The 24520-nt window shown below is 32.0% G+C and carries 24 protein-coding genes; 3 read left to right on the top strand and 21 right to left on the bottom strand.

Annotation, left to right across the window (positions count from 1 at the left end; all coding sequences use genetic code 11):
- The 9 genes from AC1RPY_RS03335 to AC1RPY_RS03375 all read right to left on the bottom strand — a co-directional run.
- On the bottom strand, positions 1 to 634 hold a 634-nt coding region (locus AC1RPY_RS03335), incomplete at its 3' end, for a hypothetical protein (RefSeq protein ID WP_481761195.1).
- Between the two features lie 65 nt (positions 635 to 699).
- Positions 700 to 1338, bottom strand: coding sequence for a YtpR family tRNA-binding protein (gene ytpR, locus AC1RPY_RS03340; protein WP_481761194.1), 639 nt, complete (start codon positions 1336 to 1338; stop codon positions 700 to 702).
- Between the two features lie 2 nt (positions 1339 to 1340).
- Positions 1341 to 1799, bottom strand: a complete 459-nt coding sequence (locus tag AC1RPY_RS03345; protein WP_481761193.1) for a universal stress protein — start codon at positions 1797 to 1799, stop codon at positions 1341 to 1343.
- Positions 1800 to 1817: 18 nt separating this feature from the next.
- Entirely contained in the window at positions 1818 to 2138 is a 321-nt protein-coding gene (locus AC1RPY_RS03350) for a thioredoxin family protein (protein WP_409022701.1), read from the bottom strand.
- A 5-nt stretch (positions 2139 to 2143) separates the two neighbouring features.
- Positions 2144 to 3223, bottom strand: coding sequence for a glutamyl aminopeptidase (gene pepA, locus AC1RPY_RS03355; protein WP_409022702.1), 1080 nt, complete (start codon positions 3221 to 3223; stop codon positions 2144 to 2146).
- Between the two features lie 165 nt (positions 3224 to 3388).
- On the bottom strand, positions 3389 to 4048 hold the full coding sequence (trmB, locus tag AC1RPY_RS03360; RefSeq protein ID WP_409022703.1) for a tRNA (guanosine(46)-N7)-methyltransferase TrmB: 660 nt from the start codon (positions 4046 to 4048) through the stop codon (positions 3389 to 3391).
- Positions 4049 to 4122: 74 nt separating this feature from the next.
- Positions 4123 to 4911 carry a phosphotransferase gene (locus AC1RPY_RS03365; RefSeq protein ID WP_481761192.1) on the bottom strand — a complete coding sequence of 263 codons (789 nt, stop codon included), beginning with the start codon at positions 4909 to 4911 and terminating at the stop codon, positions 4123 to 4125.
- Between the two features lie 65 nt (positions 4912 to 4976).
- The gene (locus AC1RPY_RS03370) at positions 4977 to 6194 is read right to left on the bottom strand and encodes an ABC transporter permease (RefSeq protein ID WP_481761191.1); all 1218 of its coding nucleotides are present in this window, start codon (positions 6192 to 6194) and stop codon (positions 4977 to 4979) included.
- Positions 6191 to 6928, bottom strand: a complete 738-nt coding sequence (locus AC1RPY_RS03375) for an ABC transporter ATP-binding protein (RefSeq protein ID WP_481761190.1) — start codon at positions 6926 to 6928, stop codon at positions 6191 to 6193. The genes AC1RPY_RS03370 and AC1RPY_RS03375 overlap by 4 nt, the downstream gene beginning before the upstream one ends.
- A 114-nt stretch (positions 6929 to 7042) precedes the next feature.
- On the opposite strand from AC1RPY_RS03375, the gene AC1RPY_RS03380 reads away from it, so the two are divergent.
- From AC1RPY_RS03380 to AC1RPY_RS03390, 3 genes are all read left to right on the top strand, one after another.
- Complete coding sequence (locus tag AC1RPY_RS03380; protein WP_481761189.1) at positions 7043 to 7474, top strand: HIT family protein; 432 nt, start codon at positions 7043 to 7045, stop codon at positions 7472 to 7474.
- Positions 7474 to 7797, top strand: coding sequence for a hypothetical protein (locus AC1RPY_RS03385; protein WP_481761188.1), 324 nt, complete (start codon positions 7474 to 7476; stop codon positions 7795 to 7797). Before AC1RPY_RS03380 ends, AC1RPY_RS03385 begins: the two co-directional genes overlap by 1 nt.
- Before the next feature lie 135 nt (positions 7798 to 7932).
- On the top strand, positions 7933 to 8838 hold the full coding sequence (locus AC1RPY_RS03390) for a peptidylprolyl isomerase (RefSeq protein ID WP_481761187.1): 906 nt from the start codon (positions 7933 to 7935) through the stop codon (positions 8836 to 8838).
- Positions 8839 to 8924: 86 nt separating this feature from the next.
- Here AC1RPY_RS03390 and AC1RPY_RS03395 read toward each other — a convergent pair whose 3' ends face one another.
- From AC1RPY_RS03395 to AC1RPY_RS03450, 12 genes are all read right to left on the bottom strand, one after another.
- Positions 8925 to 9899 carry a 3'-5' exoribonuclease YhaM family protein gene (locus AC1RPY_RS03395; RefSeq protein WP_481761186.1) on the bottom strand — a complete coding sequence of 325 codons (975 nt, stop codon included), beginning with the start codon at positions 9897 to 9899 and terminating at the stop codon, positions 8925 to 8927.
- Between the two features lie 10 nt (positions 9900 to 9909).
- A complete protein-coding gene (locus AC1RPY_RS03400; protein WP_481761185.1) occupies positions 9910 to 12600 on the bottom strand; it encodes an ATP-binding protein in 2691 nt (896 codons plus the stop codon).
- Entirely contained in the window at positions 12587 to 13807 is a 1221-nt protein-coding gene (locus tag AC1RPY_RS03405) for a metallophosphoesterase family protein (protein ID WP_481761184.1), read from the bottom strand. The genes AC1RPY_RS03400 and AC1RPY_RS03405 overlap by 14 nt, the downstream gene beginning before the upstream one ends.
- Before the next feature lie 71 nt (positions 13808 to 13878).
- Positions 13879 to 14223: a YlbF/YmcA family competence regulator gene (locus tag AC1RPY_RS03410; RefSeq protein ID WP_481761183.1), complete on the bottom strand. Its 345-nt coding sequence runs from the start codon at positions 14221 to 14223 to the stop codon at positions 13879 to 13881.
- Between the two features lie 76 nt (positions 14224 to 14299).
- Positions 14300 to 16420: a PBP1A family penicillin-binding protein gene (locus AC1RPY_RS03415; RefSeq protein WP_481761182.1), complete on the bottom strand. Its 2121-nt coding sequence runs from the start codon at positions 16418 to 16420 to the stop codon at positions 14300 to 14302.
- Positions 16421 to 16572: 152 nt separating this feature from the next.
- Positions 16573 to 17040 carry an arginine repressor gene (locus AC1RPY_RS03420; RefSeq protein ID WP_409022715.1) on the bottom strand — a complete coding sequence of 156 codons (468 nt, stop codon included), beginning with the start codon at positions 17038 to 17040 and terminating at the stop codon, positions 16573 to 16575.
- A gap of 70 nt (positions 17041 to 17110) precedes the next feature.
- Positions 17111 to 17821 carry a Crp/Fnr family transcriptional regulator gene (locus AC1RPY_RS03425; RefSeq protein WP_481761181.1) on the bottom strand — a complete coding sequence of 237 codons (711 nt, stop codon included), beginning with the start codon at positions 17819 to 17821 and terminating at the stop codon, positions 17111 to 17113.
- Between the two features lie 285 nt (positions 17822 to 18106).
- Positions 18107 to 19798: an arginine--tRNA ligase gene (gene argS, locus AC1RPY_RS03430; RefSeq protein ID WP_481761180.1), complete on the bottom strand. Its 1692-nt coding sequence runs from the start codon at positions 19796 to 19798 to the stop codon at positions 18107 to 18109.
- A 257-nt stretch (positions 19799 to 20055) separates the two neighbouring features.
- A complete protein-coding gene (locus tag AC1RPY_RS03435) occupies positions 20056 to 20916 on the bottom strand; it encodes a MurR/RpiR family transcriptional regulator (RefSeq protein WP_481761179.1) in 861 nt (286 codons plus the stop codon).
- 27 nt (positions 20917 to 20943) lie between these two features.
- A complete protein-coding gene (locus AC1RPY_RS03440) occupies positions 20944 to 22398 on the bottom strand; it encodes a PTS transporter subunit EIIC (RefSeq protein WP_481761178.1) in 1455 nt (484 codons plus the stop codon).
- Positions 22399 to 22419: 21 nt separating this feature from the next.
- The gene (murQ, locus tag AC1RPY_RS03445; protein WP_481761177.1) at positions 22420 to 23310 is read right to left on the bottom strand and encodes an N-acetylmuramic acid 6-phosphate etherase; all 891 of its coding nucleotides are present in this window, start codon (positions 23308 to 23310) and stop codon (positions 22420 to 22422) included.
- A gap of 3 nt (positions 23311 to 23313) precedes the next feature.
- A complete protein-coding gene (locus tag AC1RPY_RS03450) occupies positions 23314 to 24360 on the bottom strand; it encodes a MupG family TIM beta-alpha barrel fold protein (RefSeq protein ID WP_481761176.1) in 1047 nt (348 codons plus the stop codon).
- Positions 24361 to 24520: the final 160 nt, after the last annotated feature.

A 24520-nucleotide genomic window follows, 5' to 3' on the forward strand; every position in this document is an offset into this window, starting at 1 on the left:
GTACTTCTTCATTAGTTTGGTGATTGGTACTTACAAATGCAAGTTCTTCACGTGACAAAACTTCAGGTTTATTTTTAAAAACGGCTAATTCATTTTGAGCCTCATTCTCAGAAACTGATATTTCAAATAATCCTCGAGCTAAAGCGTGCTTGTTATTAGCAACTACATTTATATTTGCTTTTTTTATCTGTTCATTTTTTTCATCAAACACATCAGGCTCTAAATTTGTATTTTGTAATAAAGTATCTTCTTGTTTATTATCTTCGATTACTGAATCTACTTCTGGTACTATTTTTTTAGCTACACTATCCACAGAATATAACGTATTTTCATCATTATTAGATACTTGATTTTCCTCTTCAGCAAAATCATCAAACAGTAAATAAGTATCCTTTGCTTTAGTTAATTGAACTAAAATTTTCCGATACCTTACGTTTTTATTTTGCTTTTTATTTGTAAAAAATGTGGGGATTTGTTTTGGTTTGAAACCTCGAGAATAGCGATTAATTTGTGCTTTTTCACTTTGACTATCTATCTTTGTCTCTTTGCGCGCAAATTTCTCATTGTGATGTGGTTTATTTACATCTTTTTTTAACGTTTTCTTATAAAATGCAGGTCCATCGTAACGCTCCATTAATTTCATCCTAACTATGTAAAAAACTAATTGCAATAACCGCAATTAGTTTTTATAAATCTATATTATGCAAATAATTTGGCTGCCTTCTCAAAATCGAATGCATCACCAACATGATTCATCTTTTCATCTAAAACTAAAATACCATGGACAGTTGGAGCATTAGGAATAGCCAACTCTTGAGCTGAACAAACCATGCCATAACTATCAATACCACGTAATTTACCCGGCCAAATAATAGCCCCAGTTGGCATCATTGCGCCAACTTTAGCAACAACAACAAGCTGACCTTGTTCAATATTAGGTGCACCACAAACGATATCTAGTGTCTCACCATTATTGACTTCAATTTTTGTGATATGCAAATGATCAGAATCAGGATGTTCATTACATTCAGCTACATATCCCACAACAAATTTAGGATCGTCATCGACAACAAGTACATCCTTAAATCCAGCAGCAACGATAAGTTGATTTAATTTTTCTACTTGTTTTTCATCTAAAAAGATTTGTCCGTTACCTACTAAATCAAGTGATTCTTTAGAGATTTCTAGAAAATTAAATCCCAACGTTTCATTCGATTTTTCATTGAAAATACGAACGACATTATTTTTTAATTCTGACTTTTGGTTTTCTACCTCTTCACGTAAAACAACCATTAATGTATCGCCAACGTTCTTTAAATTATAACTTGCTATTAACATATTTATTTATGAGTTCCCTTCTTATTATCACTAATGACTAAGACGTCACATGGCGCATTTCTTAGAATTGCATCTGTTGTTGATCCATTCACAAATCTTTCAACAACGTTAGCCCCTGTTTGCCCAACCATAATTAAATCAATATGTTTTTCTTCTGGTATTTCACGACTTAATAAAACTTTAGAAGATCCATATACTAAAATAGTTTCAACATCAATAACGCCCTTATCTATCGCAATTTGTTTGTAGTCGGCTAAGGTATCATTTAATCGCTTAACTTCAGTTGTAACGTCATCTTCATCTTCAGAAAATGTATTGTCAACACTTCGCTCAACAACATGTACAACTATTAAACTAGCCTCGTTTTTTAAAGTACTCTCAACTGCCTGATTAAATGCACGTTCAGATTGCACACTTCCATCTATCCCGACCATTACTCTTTTATAAACTTGTTCAAACATCACTATCACCCCAATGGTTTAGTCTAATTTGTTCATAAATGATTCGATTTGTTCTTTCGTTTTACGCTCTTTATTCACATAACGATCAAGCTCAACACCGTTATTGTATGCAACAAAACTCGGAATACCAAAAATACCCCAATCTTGGCAAAGTTCAATTTGTTCATCGCGATCTACTTTATAGAATTTAAAATCGGAATACTCTGCTTCAATTTCAGGCATTAATGGTTCAATAAAGTTACAGTCTGGACACCAACCTGCCGTAAAATAAAACAATGATTTACCATTCAATAATAATTCATTTAATTTATCTTTTTCTAAAACTTTTAATTTTTCCAATCTAACTACCCCTTAATGATTGTATCGACAGTTGAACGGTCCAATCCTAAAATTGTTTTTTCAAGTAATTCTTTTGCTGCTTCATAGTCTCTGATTGAGAACATTGTTTGATGCGTATGAATATAACGTGCACAAACGCCAATAACAGAACTTGGAATACCATTATTTGCTGTTTGAGCTGCGCCAGCATCAGTACCACCTTGAGAAACAAAGTACTGATAAGGAATATTGTTATCCGAAGCAGTATCCAATAAAAATTCTTTTAATCTAGGAAGCGTTACTAATCTTGGATCATAAATTCTGATCAACGTTCCTTCACCAAGATGTCCAAATGTTCCCTTTGTTGTTTCAATATCATTTGCTGCTGAACAGTCGACAGCAAAAAATAAATCAGGTTTCAGCATATTTACTGCACCTGGCGTGCCTCGTAGTCCAACTTCTTCTTGAACATTAGCACCAGCGAATAAAGTATTTGGTAATGTTACGTCTTTTAATTTTTCAAGTGTTTCCAGTACTGCAGTACAACCGTAACGGTTATCCCATGCCTTACTAATAATATTTTTACCATTAGCTGTTTTAATTGTTTCAACATCCGGAACAATATAATCTCCTGGTGCAATACCAAACTCTTTTGCTTCACTTGCAGATTCAAATCCACCATCAAATAAAATATCATTAATTTGTGGTGTTGCATTTTGATGATTATCACCACGCAATAAATGAGGTGATACTGAAGAAGAAATTATTGGGTACGTTTGACCTGATCGTGTTGTTAGTGTGAATCGTTGTGAAGAAACAACAAATGGATTCCATCCACCAAGTGGGCGAACTGAAAATAACCCATTGTCATTAATTGCGGCAAGCATGAATCCAACTTCGTCCATATGAGCAGCGGTCATAATTTTAGGTGCATTTATATCTGCATTTTTACGGATACCAAAAATCCCACCCAAACCATCCTGAACAACCTCATCAACATTTGGTGTCATTTTTTCGCGCATTACATCACGTACGTTATTTTCAAATCCACTTGTTGCCTGAAGTTCAGTCATTGTTTTAACTAAATTAAACGTTTTATCATTCATATTAGAGAGCCCCTTTTCATTTTATTGGACGAATTAGTCCCAATTTTGTCTACTCACTTAGCTTAATATTTCTTACTTTATATTATATAATAGTACCATAAAAGAATCCATGAATGTAGCTTAGTTACTATGTAACGGCGTTTTTACAAAAAAAATCTGGAATTTTTATTCCAGATTTTTAGACGTATTAAAATGTGCTTCTAACTTATAGATAGGCTGTCCCTTTTTACTAAATTTTTCTTCATATTCAGTCATGACATTATCTTCAGCTTCAACGCTTGCATGTAAATCAAGCCAAACTTGATCATAACCCATTCCATACTCATTTAAACTAACTAATGAGTATTCAAACAAGCCACGATTATCTGTCTTAAATTCAAGATGACCATCATTTTTCATAACTTTTTCATAGCCTTTTAAGAAACTGCCATGAGTAAGTCGACGTTTGGCTTGTCTTGTTTTAGGCCAAGGATCTGAAAAATTCAAATAAATGCCATCAACTTCATTATCATCAAAAAATTCAGTTACCGAATCACCGTTACCTAAAATTAATTGTAAATTTGGAATTTGTGCTTCAACTTGTTTCTTCAACGTAATTGCTGCAATTGTCGTTTGCAATTCAATTCCGATAAAATTATATTCCGGAAATTTTCTAGCCATTCCCATAATAAATCCACCCTTACCCATACCTATTTCAATAAAAAGTGGTTGTTTTTTCTCAAATCTTGATTGCCATTTACCCTTAAACTGATTAGGTGATGTTACAAGTAGTTCCGGATGTTCTGCAATTAACGGTTCAGCCCATGCTTTATTTCTTAATCTCAACTTATATATCCTCATTTCATTTGATAAAGTAAGTGGGGCTAGAACGTATTAATCGTTTTAGCCCCACTTACTTTTTAATCCATTTTTATATTATATTTTTGTAATTCTATTATTGCCTGATTCATTTCATGAAATCGACTTAATTGATGTGCTTTTTTTATTCGTTGTAATTTTGCTATTATAATGTACCAGTTTATTCTGTTTAATAAATCGTTATTCTCCAATGACTCATGATAACCACTCAGCCAACTACTCCATTGTGTATCTGGAATGTATTCAGACATAACTAAGCTCAAATCCATAGCAGGATCAGCAATTTTTGCTGACTCCCAATCAACTAAATATAATTGATTAGTATCAGACTGTAACCAATTTCGATGATTCAAATCACCATGACAAACTGTATACTTATCCGTTGATAGTTCAGGTTGATGTTCATTTAATTGCTGAAACATTTTTGATAGCAAGGGGTGCTGCTTTAAATCATCACTCAAATCGTCAAAATAATTAGCTAATAAGCCACTAGGTGTGATAACTTCTCCACCAACCTGTCTCAACATATTTTTTAATTGCTTTGAGCGATGAATTTTAGATAATAATTCAGGAACCATTTTTTGATCCATTTCATCAGAATGAAGGTTTCGTCCATTTAGCCACTCTTGTGCAGTTATTGTATCCCCACTTGAGATTCGCTTAGTCCAAATTAATTTTGGTGTAATACCAGCAACTGAGAGCGCAGCTAAAAAAGGTGACATATTTTGTTTCAAAAACACCTTTTCTTGTGCACGTGTACCCATGTATGCAGTGCCTGTATCTCCACCAATTGGTAACAATTGCCAACCGGGATCTAAATTAAAATCCATACTATTATTACCTCTTTTTCCCGACTAAGCTCTGATGCTATAGTTTCATCTTACAAACATCCCTATTATACGTCAAGGATTTTTTTAACTCTGGTAACTAAGTAAACATTAGTAAACAGCATTATTTCCACTAAACTCACCAAAACACCATAACCCATCATTAAAAATTGTCCTGTACCAATATAGATTGCGATATTAAAAAGTACTGCACTTACACTTATAATTGTTAATGTAAACTTTTTGAAATTCTTAATTTGATACTCTTTTCCTTTTGGATATAGTCTAGTAAAAATAATATTATCGTAATGTTTTGCAAAAGGTAACAATTGAAAACCAATCAGATAAATAAATAAGATTAAAAATGCGAGTGCTAGCCAACCATTTGAAATAAATGCAATAATTAGCGCTCCAATTAGAGTTAATCTAATAAATAAGCCACTAAATTCAGTTCCGCGAATAAATCCCCTTGCATATAAAAATGTATAAACATTTGCGTCATCTTTTTTAATATGATTTAAAATGAAATCAAGGTACACTCTTCTCTTAACATTCCCTCTAACCATTGGTACATCAGTAAATAAATTAAAGAAACGGTAAATCCCTAACATTCTATTTTCTTCAAAACTGATTGCTTTTTTCCAATCAAAGATTTCCTTAAATCCTTTTGCAGCTAGCTGATTTAAAACAAAGCTACTTAAAATAGCAACGATAAAACTCAGAATAAACGTACCATATAATCCAAGGATATAAATCAAAATAGGCAATAAAATATTAACTAATTTGATACTTCCCCAACTAAACCGGTTATTTTGATATTTTTCAAGTAATGAAATGACTAACCAATTATTTTTCAAGCATAGTTGCGTTAAAATCAAGAAAATAATATTGATTACTGAGATTTTCATTCCAATCATCATAACTGGGATAAGTAACACAATAAATCCAACTTGCATTAAGCTGGCCATAACTGTTGAATAGCGTTTTGCCTTTTTTAAATAACTAATTAATGCATGTTCCTGTGGTAAAAGAAAAACAATATCCGCTTCTTTTAATAACGTACTTAAACGGCCGATTTGTAAAATCACCAGTAATCCAATCACTAATGCAGGCCGATACCAAACTAAATTAACAGGCATCACCTTTAGCCCATTTGAATAAGCCAAACCAAGTCCACCAACAAAAAACATAATTGCAACAACAAAATGATCATTCAAAACATATCGTAAATATTTTAATAATAATAACTGATGACTTTTTAAACGTGTTGTCCATAAGTCTTTCATTTTGTTACCTCTTCCTTAGTTAAACCAAGATAAATTTCATCTAAGGAAGCATCTGGATTCTTATAGGCTTGTCTTAATTCAACCATTGTTCCTTGTGTTTTAATTTCACCTTTATTCAGTAAAATGAACCAATCGCAATACTTTTCAGCTGTGGCTAAAACGTGAGTTGACATTAAGACACTTGCGCCACGCTTCTTTTCAGCAACAATTAACTCTAATAAATCGTTAATTGCTAAGGGGTCTAGCCCGAGAAATGGCTCATCAATAACATAAAAATCAGATTCTGTTAAAAAAGCACAGACAATCATAACTTTTTGTTTCATCCCTTTTGAAAAGTTAGCGGGAAACCATTCTAACTTGTTATCAAGTCTAAATATTTTAAGTAATTCATTAGCTTTTTTCCATGCCTTAGTTTCATTCAATCCATAAGCCATCATTGAGAGTTCAATGTGTTCTTTTAATGTTAATTCTTCATAAAGAATAGGCGTTTCAGGAATATATGCTAAATGTGATTTATAAGCCTGGCTATCTTCCCTTAAGGTTACGCCATTTAATTTAATAGTTCCTTTTTGCGGGGTTAATAACCCAATTATATGATTGATTGTAGTCGATTTACCTGCACCATTTAAACCAATTAAGCCAACGACATTTCCAGGTTTAACTTCAAAAGAAATATCTTTTAAAACTGGTATTTGAGAGTAACCACCCACTAAATTTTTAACTTCTAATGTCATTTTCTAATTCCCCATTTACAATTTATTTATGCCTTTAATTATATCATATTATGGTGAATTATCATTCATGATGTATAATAAAAGTATTAACTAACTTTGAAAGAAGGCAAACATATGACTGACTGTATTTTTTGTAAAATAATTGCCAATGATATTCCTAGTTTCACCGTATACGAAGATGAAGACATTAAAGCATTTCTTGATATCTCACAAACAACCCCAGGCCATACACTTGTTATTCCAAAAAAACATGTTGCTAATATTTTTGAATATGACCAAGCACTCGCTAGTAAAGTTTTTTCTAAAATTCCAATGATTGCTTCCGCAATTAAAGTAAGCAATCCAGATATTCAAGGGATGAATATCGTCAATAATAACGGTGAACTAGCTTACCAATCTGTTTTTCACTCACATTTTCATTTAATTCCTAGATACTCAACAAAAGATACTTTTAAAATGTCATTCAAGGATAATTCCAAGAAGTACACATCCGAGCAACTTGAATCAATTATGATGTCAATCAAGAATAAGATTGGAGAAAAATAATGTCAAAAACACTTAAACGAATTAGTTTGTTATCAATTATTGGTGGGTCAGCATACTATGCCTATAACCATAGAGATGAACTTATTACTTTTGTTGCAGATAAAAAAGTTCAGTTAAAAGCAGATTTTTCTGACTATCAAAATGATATCAATCGCGTAACTAATTCATCAAAAAAATTGCAGTATGCTACAGATCATCTGAATACGATTATCGAAGAAACATTACCCATCGTCGATTCCATTAGCAATCGTATAGAAAAGTTTACTTATGAGATCGAGCCAAATATCAATAAAATTAATAAAAAATTAGAAAAGTATCAATGAATTAGGCTTTTAAAAGTTTGATTTTTTTGTGAATTTTCGGTCATTTACTTTCATTATATGATAATTATGTTATATTAAACGTATTAGTCTTTCATTGAGAAGACAAAAAATTTAAGAAATAGGATGTGTTAGGTTATGAAAAAATGGCTTGTTGCTTTAGCCGGCGTACTATTAACATTTACATTAGCGGGTTGTGGGAGCTCAACAGTTGCAACTACTTCAGGTGGTAAGGTTACAGAAAGTGCTTACTACGATAGTTTGAAGAAAACTTCAAGTGGTACATCAATTTTACAACAAATGATTTTGAACAAAGTATTGGAAAAACAATATGGTGATGATGTTTCTGATAAAGAAGTCACAAAACAATACGATACTTATAAAGCTAAATATGGTTCAAGTTTCTCATCTGTCTTATCACAAAACAGTATGACAAAGACTAGTTTTAAAGCAGAATTACGTTCTAACTTACTTTTAAAAGCTGCTGTTAAACATTACAGTGATTTAAGTTCTACAGCTGTAGATAAGCAATGGGAAGAATACCAACCAACTATTACAGTTCAACGTATTCAAGTTGCTTCAAAATCAGATGCAGAAAAAATCATCAAACAACTTGATGAACAAAAGACTGCTAAAAAGTTAACTGACAAATTTACTGCATTAGCTAAATCAAAATCAACAGATACAACTTCTGCAAGTACTGGTGGTACTTTAGCTGCATTTAACAATACAGATACAACACTAACAGCAGAATTTAAAAAAGCTGCATTTGATTTAAAACAAGGTAAATATACAACTACACCTGTTAAAACAACAGCAGGTTATGATGTAATCTTGAGTGTTAAAAATGCTGGTAAAGGTAAAAAAGCCGATCACATTTCTGACTTAAAAGAACAAATTGTTACTGAAACTATGGCTGACTCAACTAAATTACAAAAAATTGTTGGTAAAGTTCTTAAAAAAGGTAACGTATCAATCAAAGATGATGACTTGAAAGATGTTCTTTCAAGCTACTTATCATCATCTTCTTCATCTTCAAAATAAATACATCAAAACATCAGATTATATCTGGTGTTTTTTTTTCGAAAAAAATATCTCAATGGAATTTATCCATTGAGATATTTTTCAATTTAATTATTTGTTACATTACTGTCAGCATGTGGTTTATAGAAATTTCGACCATCCATACCAAATATACGTTCAGAAAATTCGCCCTCTTCTGTATGAGCCAATGACCCTTTCAACATTTGAATTGATGCATCAATATTATCAATTTGATGTAAAACATCTGCTTCAATTAAATGAGGTTGCACTGGTGAACCATACTCTAGTAACCCATGATGCGCAAGAACAACGTGACGTAATAAAATCATGTCTTCTGTCTGAAGATCAATTTTTAATTCACCTGCTGCTTTAACAATTTCTTCATCAATTAATACAATATGCCCAATTAAATTTCCAGCTAATGTATAAGTTGTTGCCACAGAACCTGATAATTCGATTGTTTTTCCTAAATCATGTAAAATCACACCTGCGTAAAGTAATGGTGCATTAATCACATCACCATATTCGGCAACAATTGATTTAGCTAATCGCAACATTGAAAGTGTATGGTAGGCTAACCCACCAGAAAATGCGTGATGATTTTTCTTTGCAGCGGGATAACTGAAAAAATCATCATGTTTTTCGGCAATGAGATATCTTACAATTCGATTCCAATTTGGGTTTGTAATTTCAAAAATAGCTTTATTAAATTCTTCTTCCATCTCATCTTTTTTCATTGGTGCACTAACGACAAATTGACTCGGATCATTAGGTTCACCCTCTTCAGTCAATCTAATATGATAGATTTTCATCTGTGGATTATTTTGGTAAACTTCACGTTTTCCTTTTATAAAGGCAACTTTACCCGTTTGAAATTGTTCAATTGCCTCTGGCGTTGCATCCCAAAGCTTAGCGCTAATTTGGCCTGAACTATCTTCAAAATTAAATGCAATAAATTGCTTATTATTCTTTGTATTTCTAACTTCTGCACTCTTAATTAAAACAAATAATGCTACGTTTTCGTCAACTTTATATTCAAATATTTTTTTCTCTTGTGCCATGTCCATCCTCCTATAACTTAATTATTTTATCGTTATCAAATCCAGTTAATCCTGAATCATCTGCCGTTAAATAAATAATTTGAACTTTTTTACTTATTTCTCGTATTAGTTTTAAAACGGCATTTTTTCTGTTTTTATCAAAATTAACAAACCCATCATCAATAATTAATGGTAATTCGATTGATTTATTAATTGTCATGATTAAAGCAAATCTAAGTGCGATATATAGCTGCTCTGCTGTTCCTTGTGACAATTCTCCCACTTCAAATGATACCATATCAGAAGAAACGACGGTTAATAATCCTGATATATTATTTATTTGTGTAAAATGGCCTAATGTTAATAGTTCAAAATAATGATTTGCTAATTGCAACATTTGTGGCATTCTAACCCCAGAAGAGTCTTTTAATGCCTCGTTAATCCAATTAATAGTTAACTTTTGAGTTAACCATTTATCAGCTAATTCACTTAAAATTGTAACTTTTTCAGCCAACTCTTGTCGAAGTTCTGTATAATTCCCTTCTGCCTTCAAAGTCCGTAATAACGTCTGTTGATCAATAATCTCCTGATTAATGTTCATTATACTATTTTGCAATTGTTTCAATTGTTCTGTAAGCTCATCTAATTGTTCATCTAAACTTTCTTTCGTTTCAAATCTAGCAAGATTTTTTCTAACCTCCACAGGAAGCTGCTCATTAATTGTATCCAATTTAGATTTGTCTTGAACAAATTGCTTTTGTAAATCGTAATTTTTTTCAAATTGCTCAATTGACGTTAAATGATATTGCGTTAATATTTCATTAATTTGATTAGAAATATCAGCAGTCACATTATCTTCATGCTTTTGTTGTTCATTTAAATAGCCCATTTTATTTTTTATTGATTGTGATTCAGCAATTAAAGGTTGTAATTTATCATTAAAGCCTCTAATTCTAGCTAAACTATCTGCCATATCACTTTTATTTAGTGCTAGAAAACTATCAGCAAAATCTGTCTGATTCAAATAATTTTTTATCTTGTCAGTTAACGTTTTAATTTCTGCTGATTTTTGACTAATTTGATCTGTTATAGACTGTATTCGACTTAAGTCATTTTGAATTGAGAACCACTGATTCTTTGGAAAATCATCTAAAACGTATTGAATTTGATAATCCGTTAATTCAGTATCAGTTTGTCTCAATTGTTCGTCCAGTTCACCTATCTTCAATTGATTTTCATCAATTTCTGCAGTAATCATTTGTCTTTTATTTTGTATTTGCATCAGAGCATCACTACTTGATTTATCCTTAGAATTAGACTGCTTAAATACAATTATGGTATATACAACTATCATAATATCTAGTATCAATCCCATTATTTTAAACGGCATTGGTAAGATCATACTTAGTACAAATAGTATAACACTTACCCCTACTAAGATACTTTGTTGTGTAGACCATTTACTTTTTTGTACTTGATTTTTTTGATCAATTGATTGATTTAAATCTAAAATATCTTGTTTTTTCGTCAATTGCTTTTGTTCAATTTCTTGAAGTATTCGTTTATTGCTCTCTTCAGATTTAATTAATGTGACAATATTTTTAAAATCATCAGGATCAAACGCTATTGGAACTTTTCCGTTGATATTTTGATATTGCATCATTAACCGTTCTTGTTCTGTTAATAGTTGGTTTAAACTCGTCTGTTCTAATACAACTTTATCTAAATATTGTTGATTATCAGCTAATTGTTCAAATAATATATCAAAATCAACTTTATTGTTTTCATAAAAATTTATTAAATTTAATGCTGCTAAATTTTCTTTTTCATCAACTACACTCTGATTAATCGATTTTAACCTTTCATTATTTATCTTTTGTTTCTCTAGTAAATTTTGTATTTTTTGATAATTATCAACAGAAATCATAGCATCTTCATCAGTTTGTTTTAGCTTATCCGTCAACTCATTAGATTGTTCATATATTGACCAATTTTGCTTTAATTGTTCGTAGCGTTGGTAATCTTTGGTTAGATTATATTGTGTTGTTTGTAGCCCTTTAATTTGTTCCCTATTTTGATCTAACTTTTTTTGTGTCTCAACATATTCCGGAAATTTCTGTTTGGCAATATTTATTTTATTAACTAAATCATTGTATAACGCAATTTCCTTATTTAACTCAGTTACACGACCTGCTGGCTTATAGACGTGATCGGCATCTTTTTGAATTTTTTTAGTTAATTCTAACCATTCTTGACTACCAACTGCTCCCATCGTCGTTAGATACTCATTTAAATCTTCATTCGTTAAATTAAATACTTGGTTTAACGCCTGCTGATTAAATGAAAATACTTGATTGTATAAATTTTCATCGACTGGATTTAGCCATTCATGCAGCTTACTACTAGCTACTTTCATCCCATCATCACTTTTAACAATAGATACCTTGCCACCAGATTTACCTTGTGTACGAGTTAGTCGATAAGCATCGTTACCAATTAATAATTCCAACTCTCCACCATATGTGGATGAGTCTTTAGGCAGATATTGTTGGTACTTCTTTTTCGCATTTGCAAATCCAAATAACATACTCAATACGAATGCTGTTAACGTCGATTTACCTGCTTCATTCAGACCAAAAATAACCTGATTCGTTTGATTAAAATCAAACGTTTTATCATGCCACTTCCCAAATCCGTAAATTTTAACTTTAGTTATTTTCATCTATATGACCCTCTATCGCTTGATTTTCATGAAGCAATGTTTTTGAATTTTCTTGTAATTCTACTAAATGTCCCGTTTCTAATAAGTACGTATTAAGTTCCGGAATTTGTAATAATTTATCAGCGAGTTCAGTCATTCCATCATCAGTAAAAACACGTTTTGCGCTTTCTTCCCAGTATTGTTGATCAATTGATTCAAAAGCTACCTTTTTATTAATCACCGTTTTAATTTTAACAATCCAATAGTAATTATCTGGCATATGTTTTTGAATCCAAGCAGTTAATAAATCACCATTTTGAATGCGATTTACTAGGCTATCACTAAAATTATCTAAATCTGTGATTTGTATCACTATTAAATATGATTTATCTTTAGAAAAAAGTTGGCATTCAGCGTCAATCTTATCAATAGCATCTGATAGTGAATCAATTTTTGCCATTGAAATATTAACTGTTTCCCAATCAATTGTAGATGACGTTATAAATTTGGGAACCAACTTATTTCCATCACTATTCACTAGATAAAACCCTTTATCGCCTGATTCTTTACGGTGCCGACCTTGTGTATTTCCAGGATAGATAACTGGGGGTTGTTCATTCAAAATCTGTCTTACATGAATATGACCCAATCCCCAATAATCATAATTTTTCTGTAATAATTCTTTAACAGTAAATGGTGCATAACTTTCATCTGATATTGAATTTATACCCTCATTTGCCCCATGGATAAGCCCAATATGCCATTTCTCATCACCACGAACAGGATAATCAACGATTTTTGATGGTTCCCATCTATGTGCATAACTAAACCCAGTTAATCGAACTTCATCGCCATTTTTTAAAATGTGCGTCACTGTTTCAACTTCACTTGTAAATAAAGTTACATTTGATGGAAAAGTTAAATGATCTTGAGCATTATCAGAAAAATCATGGTTACCAAAACTCAAATAAACATTTATTCCGGCCTTTTGCAGTCGTTCACACTGACTAATTAACGTTGTTTGTGCCATAATACTCATCTCAGATGAATCATATAAATCCCCAACTAAACAAACAAAGTCTACTGATTCTTCAATAGCCGTATCTACGAGATTACTCAAAGCTTTAAATGTTGACTGATAAATCGAATCCATTAACTGACTTGGTACATTTTTTAATCCTCCAAAAGGACTATCTAAATGTAAATCAGCTGCATGAATAAATTTCATCTTCCCACTCCTTTATAAAAAAAAACCTGGTACAAAACATAATTGCTTTGCTTCCAGGATTTTTATTCGAATTAATTATGATATAAATCTTGTATTGGTTTTGTGATAATTGAATTAACTTCATTCATAATTTCACTTAAAACTTGTTCTTTAACCATTAAATCTTTGATTGTATCAAAATCACCGATTTTTTCTGAAAGATTATGAGCATTTTCAAGTTCTTCGTCTGTCATTTCTTCACCATTCATTTGTTTTTGTTGCAAAGACATTTGAATTGTTTGAAATTCTTTAAATAATTTATATGCAATTTCATCTTCTTGCATTTTTGTATAAGCTGATTTCAAAGCCTTATATTCTTCCGTTTGACTAAGATCTTGACTCATTTGGTTCGCTGTATCATAAATATTAACAACCATTTCTGATTCCTCCAATAATAATTTATATTAACTTAATTAGTGTATCATTTTTATCCATAATTTGCATTGATTTGTTCTAATTTCCAAACATCCCATTAATACTATCACTGAGCCATTTTTGGGCTTTTTTAGCAGAATCAGATAATTTATTTTTTATTTCATCTGTTTGCTTTTCTACTGATTCTAAAATACCATCTCCACTATCATTTGAACCGGTATTATTTGCTAAAGTAGTAGCAGATTTCGTTGAGAAGCTTGTCTGAGCAGTATTAGGTAATATACCTGACATTTCGCTTTTAAATAAGGAATCAACGATATCCCCACTTGAATTTCTTAGGTAATGAGTATCATCAGTTTGATCAAAACCAACCCATGTTGCGACAGTAATGTCTGGTGTATATCCAATAACCCACTGATCTTTCGTCCCATCTGTAGAACCTTTTTTAGCCTCTGTACTTCCCGTTTTACCAGCAACTGTATATCCAGCTGGGACAGCAAGTTCGCCAGTTCCTCCAGTTTCAAAGACACCCATCATCATACTTGTCATCGATTTAGCTACCTTACTACTCATAACTTTAGTTTCACTATTGTCTGAATTATTAACAATCGTTTTACCAGAAGCATCAACAATTTTAGTAATAAAATGAGCCTTTTTTTGAATACCACCATTAGCAAACGCAGTATATGCACTAGCCATTTCGTAGGGTGAGACACCAGTAGTTAAACCACCCAAAGCTAAATCTAAGTTTTTGTCCGAACTTTTAACCGGTATACCAAATTTTTTAACAGCATCGTATCCTTTATCAACACCAATTTTATTTAACAACCACACAGCTGGCGCATTTTTACTAAGTGCCAATGCCTTATACATTGGTATTTTACCTGCATATTGATTGTCGTAATTATTTGGTGAATAATTATTTGATCCATATGATTGTTTTTTATCTTTTAATTCAGAATCATAAAAATAGCCATCTTCTAAAGCAGGCATATATACGGCAATTGGTTTTAGTGTTGACCCCGGTTGGCGGTTAATCTGAGTCGCTCGATTATATCCCCTAAAAACGTGTTTACCTCGTCCACCAACAACTGCTGTCACACCACCATTCGTTGAATTAATAGCAATTGATCCACCCTGAGCTTTTGTCCCATCATCAGCATCCAAAGGGAACAAGGTAGAGTTATCAAATGATGTTTGCATAGCTTCTTGATGGGTCTGATCCATCGCCGTATAAATTTTATAACCACGATTCATAATATCTGATTCAGTTAACCCATAATTTTTAATTGCTTCACTAATAACGGCATCAAAATAATAAGGATATTTATAACCTGATTGATAATCGTACGTATCATTTAATGTAATACCCGTCTGCTTAGCACTTGATAATTCTGCACTAGAGATTTTTTTATTTTCATACATAACATTCAGAACAACATTACGCCTTTGTTTAGCTGCAACAGGATGATCTATCGGATTATATGCCCCTGGCGATGTTAACATACCCGCAATAACTGCAGCCTCACTAACAGTTAAATCTGAAGCACTTTTTCCAAAATATTTTTTAGAGGCATCTTGAACACCCCAAACGCCATTACCAAAATATGCATTATTTAAGTACATCGTTAGAATGTCTTTTTTTGAATATACTTTTTCCGTTTCAATTGAAATAAATATTTCTTTAGCCTTACGACTATAAGTTTGCTCCTGTGACAAGAATGCATTTTTAACAAGTTGTTGCGTTATAGTACTTCCGCCACCACTAATTGCACTACTTCCAGTTAATCGATTTTTAACCAATGAAACCACAGAACGTGCCATCCCTTTGATTGAAAATCCATATTCATGATAAAAATTACGATCTTCTGATGACAGTACAGCATTTTGAATATTGGGTGAAATCTTATTTAATGAAACGTAAGTACCCTTTTGAGAGTATAACGATCCTGCTTTATCGCCATCTTTATCAAAAACCTCAGTTGATTGTTGTAAAGCAGCTTTTAACCCACTAACATTTGTTGTTTTGGCTACATAAGTTAAATACGCACTCGAACCTAAAATAATTGCTAAAATAAAAATAGTCAACCATTTCCAACCATGCACAAATTTCCATCCCTGTCGAAACCAATTTTTAAATTGAATTAGATGTATTACAAACCAATTTTCATTTTTAGTTCTTTTATTTTCATTTTTCATTAGTTGTCCCCATATTTAATCTTAATATCATTTATTATTTTACCATAGCAATATTATAAAAAGTAAATTAGCCTTTTTATTATGATATTTTTAAATATTTAAAAAAAGACTAAGAAATGTAGATGTTATCTACTCCTTAGTCTCACAGTATTTTAAATTAAATTATCTGGATTTGCGTGTTCAGTAAAAATATCATAGACACGTTGTGCGGCCTGCTCATCTGAACTAATAATCATAATTGTATCATGTCCCGCAACAGTTCCAACAATATCCGGGAAGCCAAAATCATCGATAATTGCTGCCAGTAAATTACCGTTACTTGGAATCGTTTTAACAACATTCATAAATTGGATTTTAGTAATATTAGTAACGACTTCAAAAATAATTTCAAATAAATGAACTTCTTCACTTAAATTACCTGACTTAAAAATTGCGTATCTCAAATCACCTTGTTCATCTTGAGCTTTAACAATTTTCATTTCACGAATATCTCTAGAAATAGTCGCTTGAGTCGCCTTAATATTCACATGTTCCAATTCTGAAATCAAATCATCCTGCGTTGCAATTACTTTTTTATTAATTAACTGTTCAATTTTAGCTTGACGTATCTCTTTCTTCATAAGAATCCCTCTTTGAATGAGTATTTATTCTTAGTATAGCAAAAGAAATATGAATACTGAAATAATACGCTTAATTTAGGACGATTTTATTCATTTTATTGAATTTTGATTCAAATATAAGCATACCTGAATCTCTAATAATATAACCATCTAACACTAATTTCTGAATAACTCGTCCAACGGTTTCACGCCGCGTTCCACTAATCGTCGCAATATCTTCATGTGTAATCACATATGGGATTCGCAGACTATTCTCACCATGTTTATCGGCTAGATTCTCACTTAAATACTGTAACACTTGTGTTATCCGGGTTGTTGTATTACTACATACGGTTCTTAACCTTAACACTTCTGAACAATTTAAAATATTATCAATTTGCCCAAATAAGTACGCAGAAACTTCATAATGTGTTTTGATTAAATTCTCAATAAGTTCAACAGGAATCTTAGCGACCGTCGCTAGTGTAGCAGCACGACTTGAAACAGTATAATATTCACTCTGTAACATTCCACCAATTGGAAATATTTGTTTCGATGTAACATACATATAATTTTGAAAAATACCAGCTCGATCACCACGTTCAATTTTAACTAATCCATCCAAGACAACATAAATAAAATCACGTTTATCATTCATATCAAAAATAGTATTTCCTTTTAGAAATCTTTTAAATGTAATTTGTTCAAAACAAGCTCCTTGTTCATCCTCACTTAAACAACCAAACAACTCATGGTCAGAAAATTCTGATCGATACCTTTGTCTTTCTTTTTCTGTAATCATCCCTTTACTCCCTTAATACCTATATTTATGATATATAACTATCAACACTATCAGATTAAATATAGAATGTCGATTTATTTTTTCGGATTTTGGAGACCCTGGTTTATTTTTTTGATTCACTGATAGCTCTAAATCATTAATCTAACAGTACCAAAATGATAAAAATAAACTGGTCGTATTCGCACATCCATTTTGTGTTCAAACGCACAATCATCGTTAAAAAGTACATCTAACAATATTTAGATAAAATAAAAAAGTTAACAATTAAGTCAACTTTTTTATTAATTACATTTCTTTTGGTGCATTTACGCCTAATAATCTTAATGATTCTGTTAAAACGACGCTCACACTTTGAACGAGTGCTAAACGAGCTAATTTTTGATCATCTTCAACTAATATCTTTGAATTTGCATAGTATTTATTAAATGCTCTTGATAAATGAATAGCGTATTTAGCAATTACTGATGGTTCATATTCTTTAGCTGCACGTTTAATTATTTTAGGGAAGTCACCAAGTAACTTAATTGTATCCCATGCAGCAGGATCAGAAAGTTCATTGTTACTTTCACTAATTGAAACATCACCCGCTTTACGAATAATACTTTGTGCTCTAGCATTTGAATATTGGACATAGGGACCTGTTTCACCTTCAAAACGAACAACTTCTTCTAAAACAAAATCAAAATTATTCATACGTTCATTCTTTAAATCATGGAAAATAACAGCCCCAACACCAACATCTTTAGCAACTTGTTCAGCATTTGGTAGGTCAGGATTTTTATCTTGAATTTGTTTTTTAGCAAGGCTTGTAGCATCATCTAAAACTTCTTCAAGTAAAATAACACGTCCTGAACGAGTCGATAATTTCTTACCACCTTGTGTGATTAAGCCAAATGGAATGTGGTGCATATCATCTGACCAATCATTACCCATTTCCTTTAACACAGCCTTTAATTGTCTAAAATGGTTAGCTTGTTCATTTCCGACAACATACAATGACTGTACAAAATTATACGTCCGTTTACGGTAAATAGCAGCAGCTAAATCACGAGTAATATATAAAGTTGCCCCATCTGTTTTTTGAATCAAGGCAGGGTTTAAATCGTATTTTTCAAGATCAACAATTTCTGCGCCTTGGCTTTCTTTTAACAAATTTTTATCTTTTAACATTGTCACAACTTCGCCCATTTTATCATTATAAAAGGCTTCCCCTTTAAATGAATCAAATTGGACACCCAGCATATCATAAATTTTATTGAAAGCTGATAATGATTCTGCACGGAACCAAGTCCAAAGTTCGATTGCTTCTTCATCGCCATCCTCGAGCTTTTTAAACCATGCACGAGCTGCAACATCTAACTCTGGATTTTCTTCTGCTTCTTTATGGAAACGAACGTAGTATTCAAGTAATTTATTGATAGGATCAGCTTTAACTTCTGCTTCACTACCCCATAATTTATAAGCAGTAATTAACTTACCAAATTGAGTTCCCCAATCGCCTAAATGATTAATTTTAATTGGATTATAATTAATTTTAGCCAAGATGTTTGCAATTGAATTACCAATCACAGTTGAACGTAAATGTCCCATTGAAATAGGTTTAGCAATATTGGGTGATGACATATCAATTGGTACGTTACCATCATGACCAATATCAGATGCGCCATACTCACTGCCATTTGAAAGCACTTGTTCAATAATATCTTGACTAAATGCAGCCTTATTCAAGAAAAAGTTAACATATGGCCCAACTGCAGCAACTGACTCAAATTGACTTTGATCAATTTTCTCTACTAAGTCTTTAGCAATCATCTGAGGTGCTTTTCTAAATGCTTTAGCTAATGCAAAAGCTGGAAATGCATAATCCCCCATATCAGAACTTTTTGGTATTTCAATTTTGGCAATAATTTCTTCTTCAGTAAGGTTTCCATCAACGATAGCAACCAATGCTTGTGCAACTTGTTGTTTATAATTCATTATCCATTCCTCCTAAAATTGTATAAAAAAAGCCCCTTACAAATAATTATGTAAGAGACGAGAATTCCCGCGGTACCACTCTAATTGATTAATATCCACTCAAAATATTCAGTTATTTCTAAAAAGTACGATTCAACTAACGCTTTTATCTAGCTTCCATCAACCTAGACTTGCTTTAAAATTAATTAGTTTACTAGCTTTTATCATCGAATTTATAGTTTGATTGTAACAAATTAATATTATAAAAGATAGTGTTTTTAGAATTTAGGTTTGCTTTTGGTGAAATATTTCTTTACGACATCCCTTGAATCTGTCAATCTTGTAACATTATCATCAAAATGAATTGATACAAAAGAATAATACACAAGATCGACTGCATATAATTGAGCAATTAAAGAAGTAGTCGCTGCACTTCTGAATTTTTTATTTTCTTCACTATCGTCATGTTCTAAAATAATATTAGCTAATTTGGCCAATGTACTTTTTTTATTATGTGTTAAAACGATAACTTTTATTTTTTGTCGATTTGCAAGATTTGCTAACTTAATTGCATCCGTATTTTCCCCTGAATTTGATATCAAGAATAAAGTTGTTCCTTCTTTTAGTTGCGATAATCCAACGGCAATTAGATGTGTATCAAGTGTTTCTATAACAGACTTACCAACTCGAATAAATTTTTGTTGGAAATCTTTAGCTACAATTTCTGATGCTCCAATTCCATACGCATAGATTATTTTTGACTCTGCAATAACCTTCGCAGCATTAACGACTTCCTCATCTAATGTTTTATTTGATTCCTCAATCGTATGTTGTATCCGCATGGTTAATTTTTGTTGTGTCGTCACTAAATCATCTTTAGGATTAATTTCCTCGAGCATTGATTTATCATCTTGGATTTCTGCTGATAATTCTAATTTTAATCCTGGAAAACCAGTATCACTAATACTTTTTCCAAATCGCGTTATTGCTGCAGTGCTGACACCTACCACCTCTGCCATACTCTGTGTACTCATTCTTATTACTTTCTGAGGGTGCTCTAAAATAAACCGTGCTATTTTTCGCTCTACCTTTGTGTATTTATCCATATTTGCTTGTATTGTGTACAAATAATTACCCATACTTCTTACCTCTTTTTATGGTATGTCTTATGCTTCTGTCTCAATCATAGCATCTTTTGGAATACCAAAAAAGAATGTTAAAATAAATCCGCCCGCATATGCCGCAAGCAATCCAAGAATATACCCAATCCAGTGTCCATTACTTATTAAAGGTATCAATGCTACCCCAGAAGGTCCTATTGCAATAGATCCAATATGACCAATCCCACCAATCACCGCTCCACCGATTCCGCCACCAAGACAAGCAGTAATCATTGGTCGTCCTAAAGGTAGTATAACCCCATAAATTAATGGTTCCCCAATTCCTAGAAATCCGACTGGTAGAGCGCCTTTAATTAAATTTGTTAATTTTTTATTTTTACGACAACGAACCCATAATGCAATTGCTGCCCCTACTTGTCCAGCTCCTGCCATTGCTAAAATTGGCAATAATAATGTTGATCCAGACTTAGCAATCATTTCAAGATGAATAGGTGTTAAAATTTGATGTAATCCTAACATTACCATTGGTAAGAAAAAAGTCCCTAAAACAAAACCAGAAAATGCACCACCAACTTCTAAGACCCAGTTAATTGATGTAACTAAAGAATTCGAAACAACCCCAGCAACTGGCATTACTAAGAAAATTGTCATCATTCCAATAACAAATAATGATATTGTCGGTGTTATAATAATATCTAAAGAATCCGGAATCCATTTATGCAATCTTTTTTCTAAAATAGCTAATACCCACACTGCAAAAATAACACCAATAATTCCACCCTGTCCAGCACTTAGTGCCTGACCGTTAAAGATATTATGGAGAGGTGCTTCAGGGGTTACCCCACTCAGCAAAGTGACAGCGCCGATAACACCACCAAGTCCTGGAGTGGCACCAAATTCACTGGCACTATTTATCCCTACATAGATAACTAAATAACTGAAAACACCATTTTTAATAACATTTAAAACTGCAATAAAATCTGTCCAGCTCGAACTTAAATCCCCTGCAACCATCATATTTCCAAGGACAGCAGCCAATCCACCAATCAATCCTGCTCCAACAAATACAGGAATTAGTGGAACAAAGATATTTGAAATTGCTTTAAGCACCTTTTTTATTGGCGTTTGCTTTTGTTTAGCTTTATGTTCTGCTTTTACTTTAGCAGCTTTGCTCTCAACCAATTCTTTATCAGTCATTTGAGTTGATTGTACTACGTTCTTCAAAGGGAAAGGTTCGCCTAATTTAACCCCTACTTGTCTTACCATTTCATCTGCAACTTTGTTGACTGTACCAGGTCCAACTACCACTTGCAAAGTATCATCTTCAACAACACCCATGACACCATCGATATTTTTCAATTTTTCAATATCTACTTTATCTTCATCCCTAATTGTCATCCTAACTCGAGTCATACAATGAATTAATTTTTCAACATTGTCTGGCCCCCCTACATTATCATAAATTTCATTTGCAATTTTTTCGATTTTTTTGTCTGCCATAATTTAACCCCTCCAAATATTTTATTTGATTGCTTCCCTAACAAAACCATGAGCCTTCTTTAATTTTTCTTTAGCTTGATTCAAATCGTTATCCGTTAGAATCATAACTATTGCAAGTTTGACATCATGTTCAGCTAATTCAAATGTTAATTTTGCTTGTTCATAACTTACTCCAGTTGCATCCATAATAATATGCTTTGATCTTTCAACTAATTTTTCATTCGTTGGTCTAACATCGACCATTAAATTTTTATATATTTTTCCAATTCCAATCATCGAAATTGTCGACAACATATTTAATACTAATTTTTGTGCCGTTCCTGATTTTAAACGAGTAGACCCAGTCAATATCTCTGGTCCCACTTCAATCTCAATAGCCGTATCAGCATGCCGTCCAATAATTGATTCCTTATTGCAAGCCAGACTTATTGTGTTCGCACCAAGATGTTTAGCGTAGTCAAGACCCCCAATAACATATGGTGTTCTACCACTTGCTGCAATTCCAACTACTGTATCTAATTTTGTTAAACAAATATTTTCCAAATCCAACTTACCCAATTCGTTTGAATCTTCGGCACCTTCAACTGCCACAGTCATTGCTTTCATACCACCAGCAATCAATCCTTGCACCATGCTAGGATTTGTTCCAAATGTTGGTACACATTCAGCAGCATCTAAGACACCTAATCTACCACTAGTTCCTGCACCCATATAAATTAAACGGCCTCCACTATTAAATGATTCAATAATTTTACTAACTGCTTCATTAATTTGCGATAACTCTTTTTCTACGCTTTTAGGAACTGTCATATCGGCTTCATTCATTATTCTTGCAACTTCAGAACATTTTAACTCATCTAAATTCATAGTTTGTTCATTTCTAGTTTCCGTTACTAATTTTGTAATATCCATATTTTATCCCTCTTTTATAATTGTATTATTAAATATTATTTTTTGTTTTGCTCCTATATAGTCAATTAAATCCAAGTCTGTCCTTTTAACTGTACCAATTTGGTTTACTTTTTTATCAATTGGTAAATTATTTTTCACTATCTGTATTTCTCCAGTATATCTCCCATATAACATATTATCTTGCGTTATAGTACCTCTCGTTCGAGCATCTTCATTATTTATTGGTTCAATAGTGAATTGATTTCTTATCCGACTTTCTTCTAACCTTACAACATCCCTAGCCACGTCAGCACGATTATGCCATGCTATATTATCAAGTTCATGCGAACTACTTTCAATATCTATTTCTATACTTTGATTAGTAAAATAGTTAACTATCTTACTAATTGTTCTTTGTGAAACTCGCGGATCACCGATATAAACGTCATCAGTATAATTATTCTCAATTAAATCTATCATTGCAGCCAATACATTGTAATTTCGATGTTTTTCTAATGTTGGTAATCCCTTTCCAATTGGCCCTCTAAATATTTTATCTCCTGCCACAAACGCCATCGTAGTAAATCCTGATTTTTTTAACCAATGATTCTTATTTTTTAACCATTCGTCATCTAATCCCGTATCTGGTCGAGGATAATAATTATGCCATGCTTCAATATTCTTAAAATTTGCATGATTATCAACTAGTTGCTTAATATCCAGCTCTGAAATCGTACTAGCATTTAATCCAATATCTATATTATTTGATAATTCAGCTATTTTTTCCATACTAATCCCATAATCAATTCTTAAACCAGTAATTCCAGCAGTTTTCAAATCAAATTCCAATAATTTTAAACTTTTTTCTGAAATATCAACCATTAATTTCAAGTTATTTTCAAGACATAAATTCCCCAAAGTTTTTAATTCATCAATAGTTTTTTTTCTATCTTCTTCAGGAATATGTAATGAAGTAAAAATACCCTTAAATCCTGATTTACGCATTACTTCAATATATTTTTTTGTATCATCGTCAATCTTATCACCTAAATAAATTGAAAAACCCAACATAATATCTCCTCCATTCATAAAAGAAAGCGTTATCATTAACTGGTTACATCATACCTTGAATGATATAAAATTACAATTAAATATATTTATTTTTTGTTTTTTTTGTTACTTTATATCTTAATTTAAAATAAAAAATCTTTCAAGAATACTTTATATAAAG

This window comes from Dellaglioa sp. CoH-56-MRSF-12 (assembly GCF_056782075.1).

Bases quoted from the DNA above. Each gene is read 5' to 3' on its own strand.
- ytpR (WP_481761194.1), bottom strand. From the start codon at position 1,338: ATGTTAATAGCAAGTTATAATTTAAAGAACGTTGGCGATACATTAATG.
- AC1RPY_RS03345 (WP_481761193.1), bottom strand. From the start codon at position 1,799: ATGTTTGAACAAGTTTATAAAAGAGTAATGGTCGGGATAGATGGAAGT.
- pepA (WP_409022702.1), bottom strand. From the start codon at position 3,223: ATGAATGATAAAACGTTTAATTTAGTTAAAACAATGACTGAACTTCAG.
- AC1RPY_RS03365 (WP_481761192.1), bottom strand. From the start codon at position 4,911: ATGGATTTTAATTTAGATCCCGGTTGGCAATTGTTACCAATTGGTGGA.
- AC1RPY_RS03370 (WP_481761191.1), bottom strand. From the start codon at position 6,194: ATGAAAGACTTATGGACAACACGTTTAAAAAGTCATCAGTTATTATTA.
- AC1RPY_RS03375 (WP_481761190.1), bottom strand. From the start codon at position 6,928: ATGACATTAGAAGTTAAAAATTTAGTGGGTGGTTACTCTCAAATACCA.
- AC1RPY_RS03380 (WP_481761189.1), top strand. From the start codon at position 7,043: ATGACTGACTGTATTTTTTGTAAAATAATTGCCAATGATATTCCTAGT.
- AC1RPY_RS03385 (WP_481761188.1), top strand. From the start codon at position 7,474: ATGTCAAAAACACTTAAACGAATTAGTTTGTTATCAATTATTGGTGGG.
- AC1RPY_RS03390 (WP_481761187.1), top strand. From the start codon at position 7,933: ATGAAAAAATGGCTTGTTGCTTTAGCCGGCGTACTATTAACATTTACA.
- AC1RPY_RS03395 (WP_481761186.1), bottom strand. From the start codon at position 9,899: ATGGCACAAGAGAAAAAAATATTTGAATATAAAGTTGACGAAAACGTA.
- AC1RPY_RS03400 (WP_481761185.1), bottom strand. From the start codon at position 12,600: ATGAAAATAACTAAAGTTAAAATTTACGGATTTGGGAAGTGGCATGAT.
- AC1RPY_RS03405 (WP_481761184.1), bottom strand. From the start codon at position 13,807: ATGAAATTTATTCATGCAGCTGATTTACATTTAGATAGTCCTTTTGGA.
- AC1RPY_RS03410 (WP_481761183.1), bottom strand. From the start codon at position 14,223: ATGGTTGTTAATATTTATGATACAGCGAACCAAATGAGTCAAGATCTT.
- AC1RPY_RS03415 (WP_481761182.1), bottom strand. From the start codon at position 16,420: ATGAAAAATGAAAATAAAAGAACTAAAAATGAAAATTGGTTTGTAATA.
- AC1RPY_RS03420 (WP_409022715.1), bottom strand. From the start codon at position 17,040: ATGAAGAAAGAGATACGTCAAGCTAAAATTGAACAGTTAATTAATAAA.
- AC1RPY_RS03425 (WP_481761181.1), bottom strand. From the start codon at position 17,821: ATGATTACAGAAAAAGAAAGACAAAGGTATCGATCAGAATTTTCTGAC.
- argS (WP_481761180.1), bottom strand. From the start codon at position 19,798: ATGAATTATAAACAACAAGTTGCACAAGCATTGGTTGCTATCGTTGAT.
- AC1RPY_RS03435 (WP_481761179.1), bottom strand. From the start codon at position 20,916: ATGGGTAATTATTTGTACACAATACAAGCAAATATGGATAAATACACA.
- AC1RPY_RS03440 (WP_481761178.1), bottom strand. From the start codon at position 22,398: ATGGCAGACAAAAAAATCGAAAAAATTGCAAATGAAATTTATGATAAT.
- murQ (WP_481761177.1), bottom strand. From the start codon at position 23,310: ATGGATATTACAAAATTAGTAACGGAAACTAGAAATGAACAAACTATG.
- AC1RPY_RS03450 (WP_481761176.1), bottom strand. From the start codon at position 24,360: ATGTTGGGTTTTTCAATTTATTTAGGTGATAAGATTGACGATGATACA.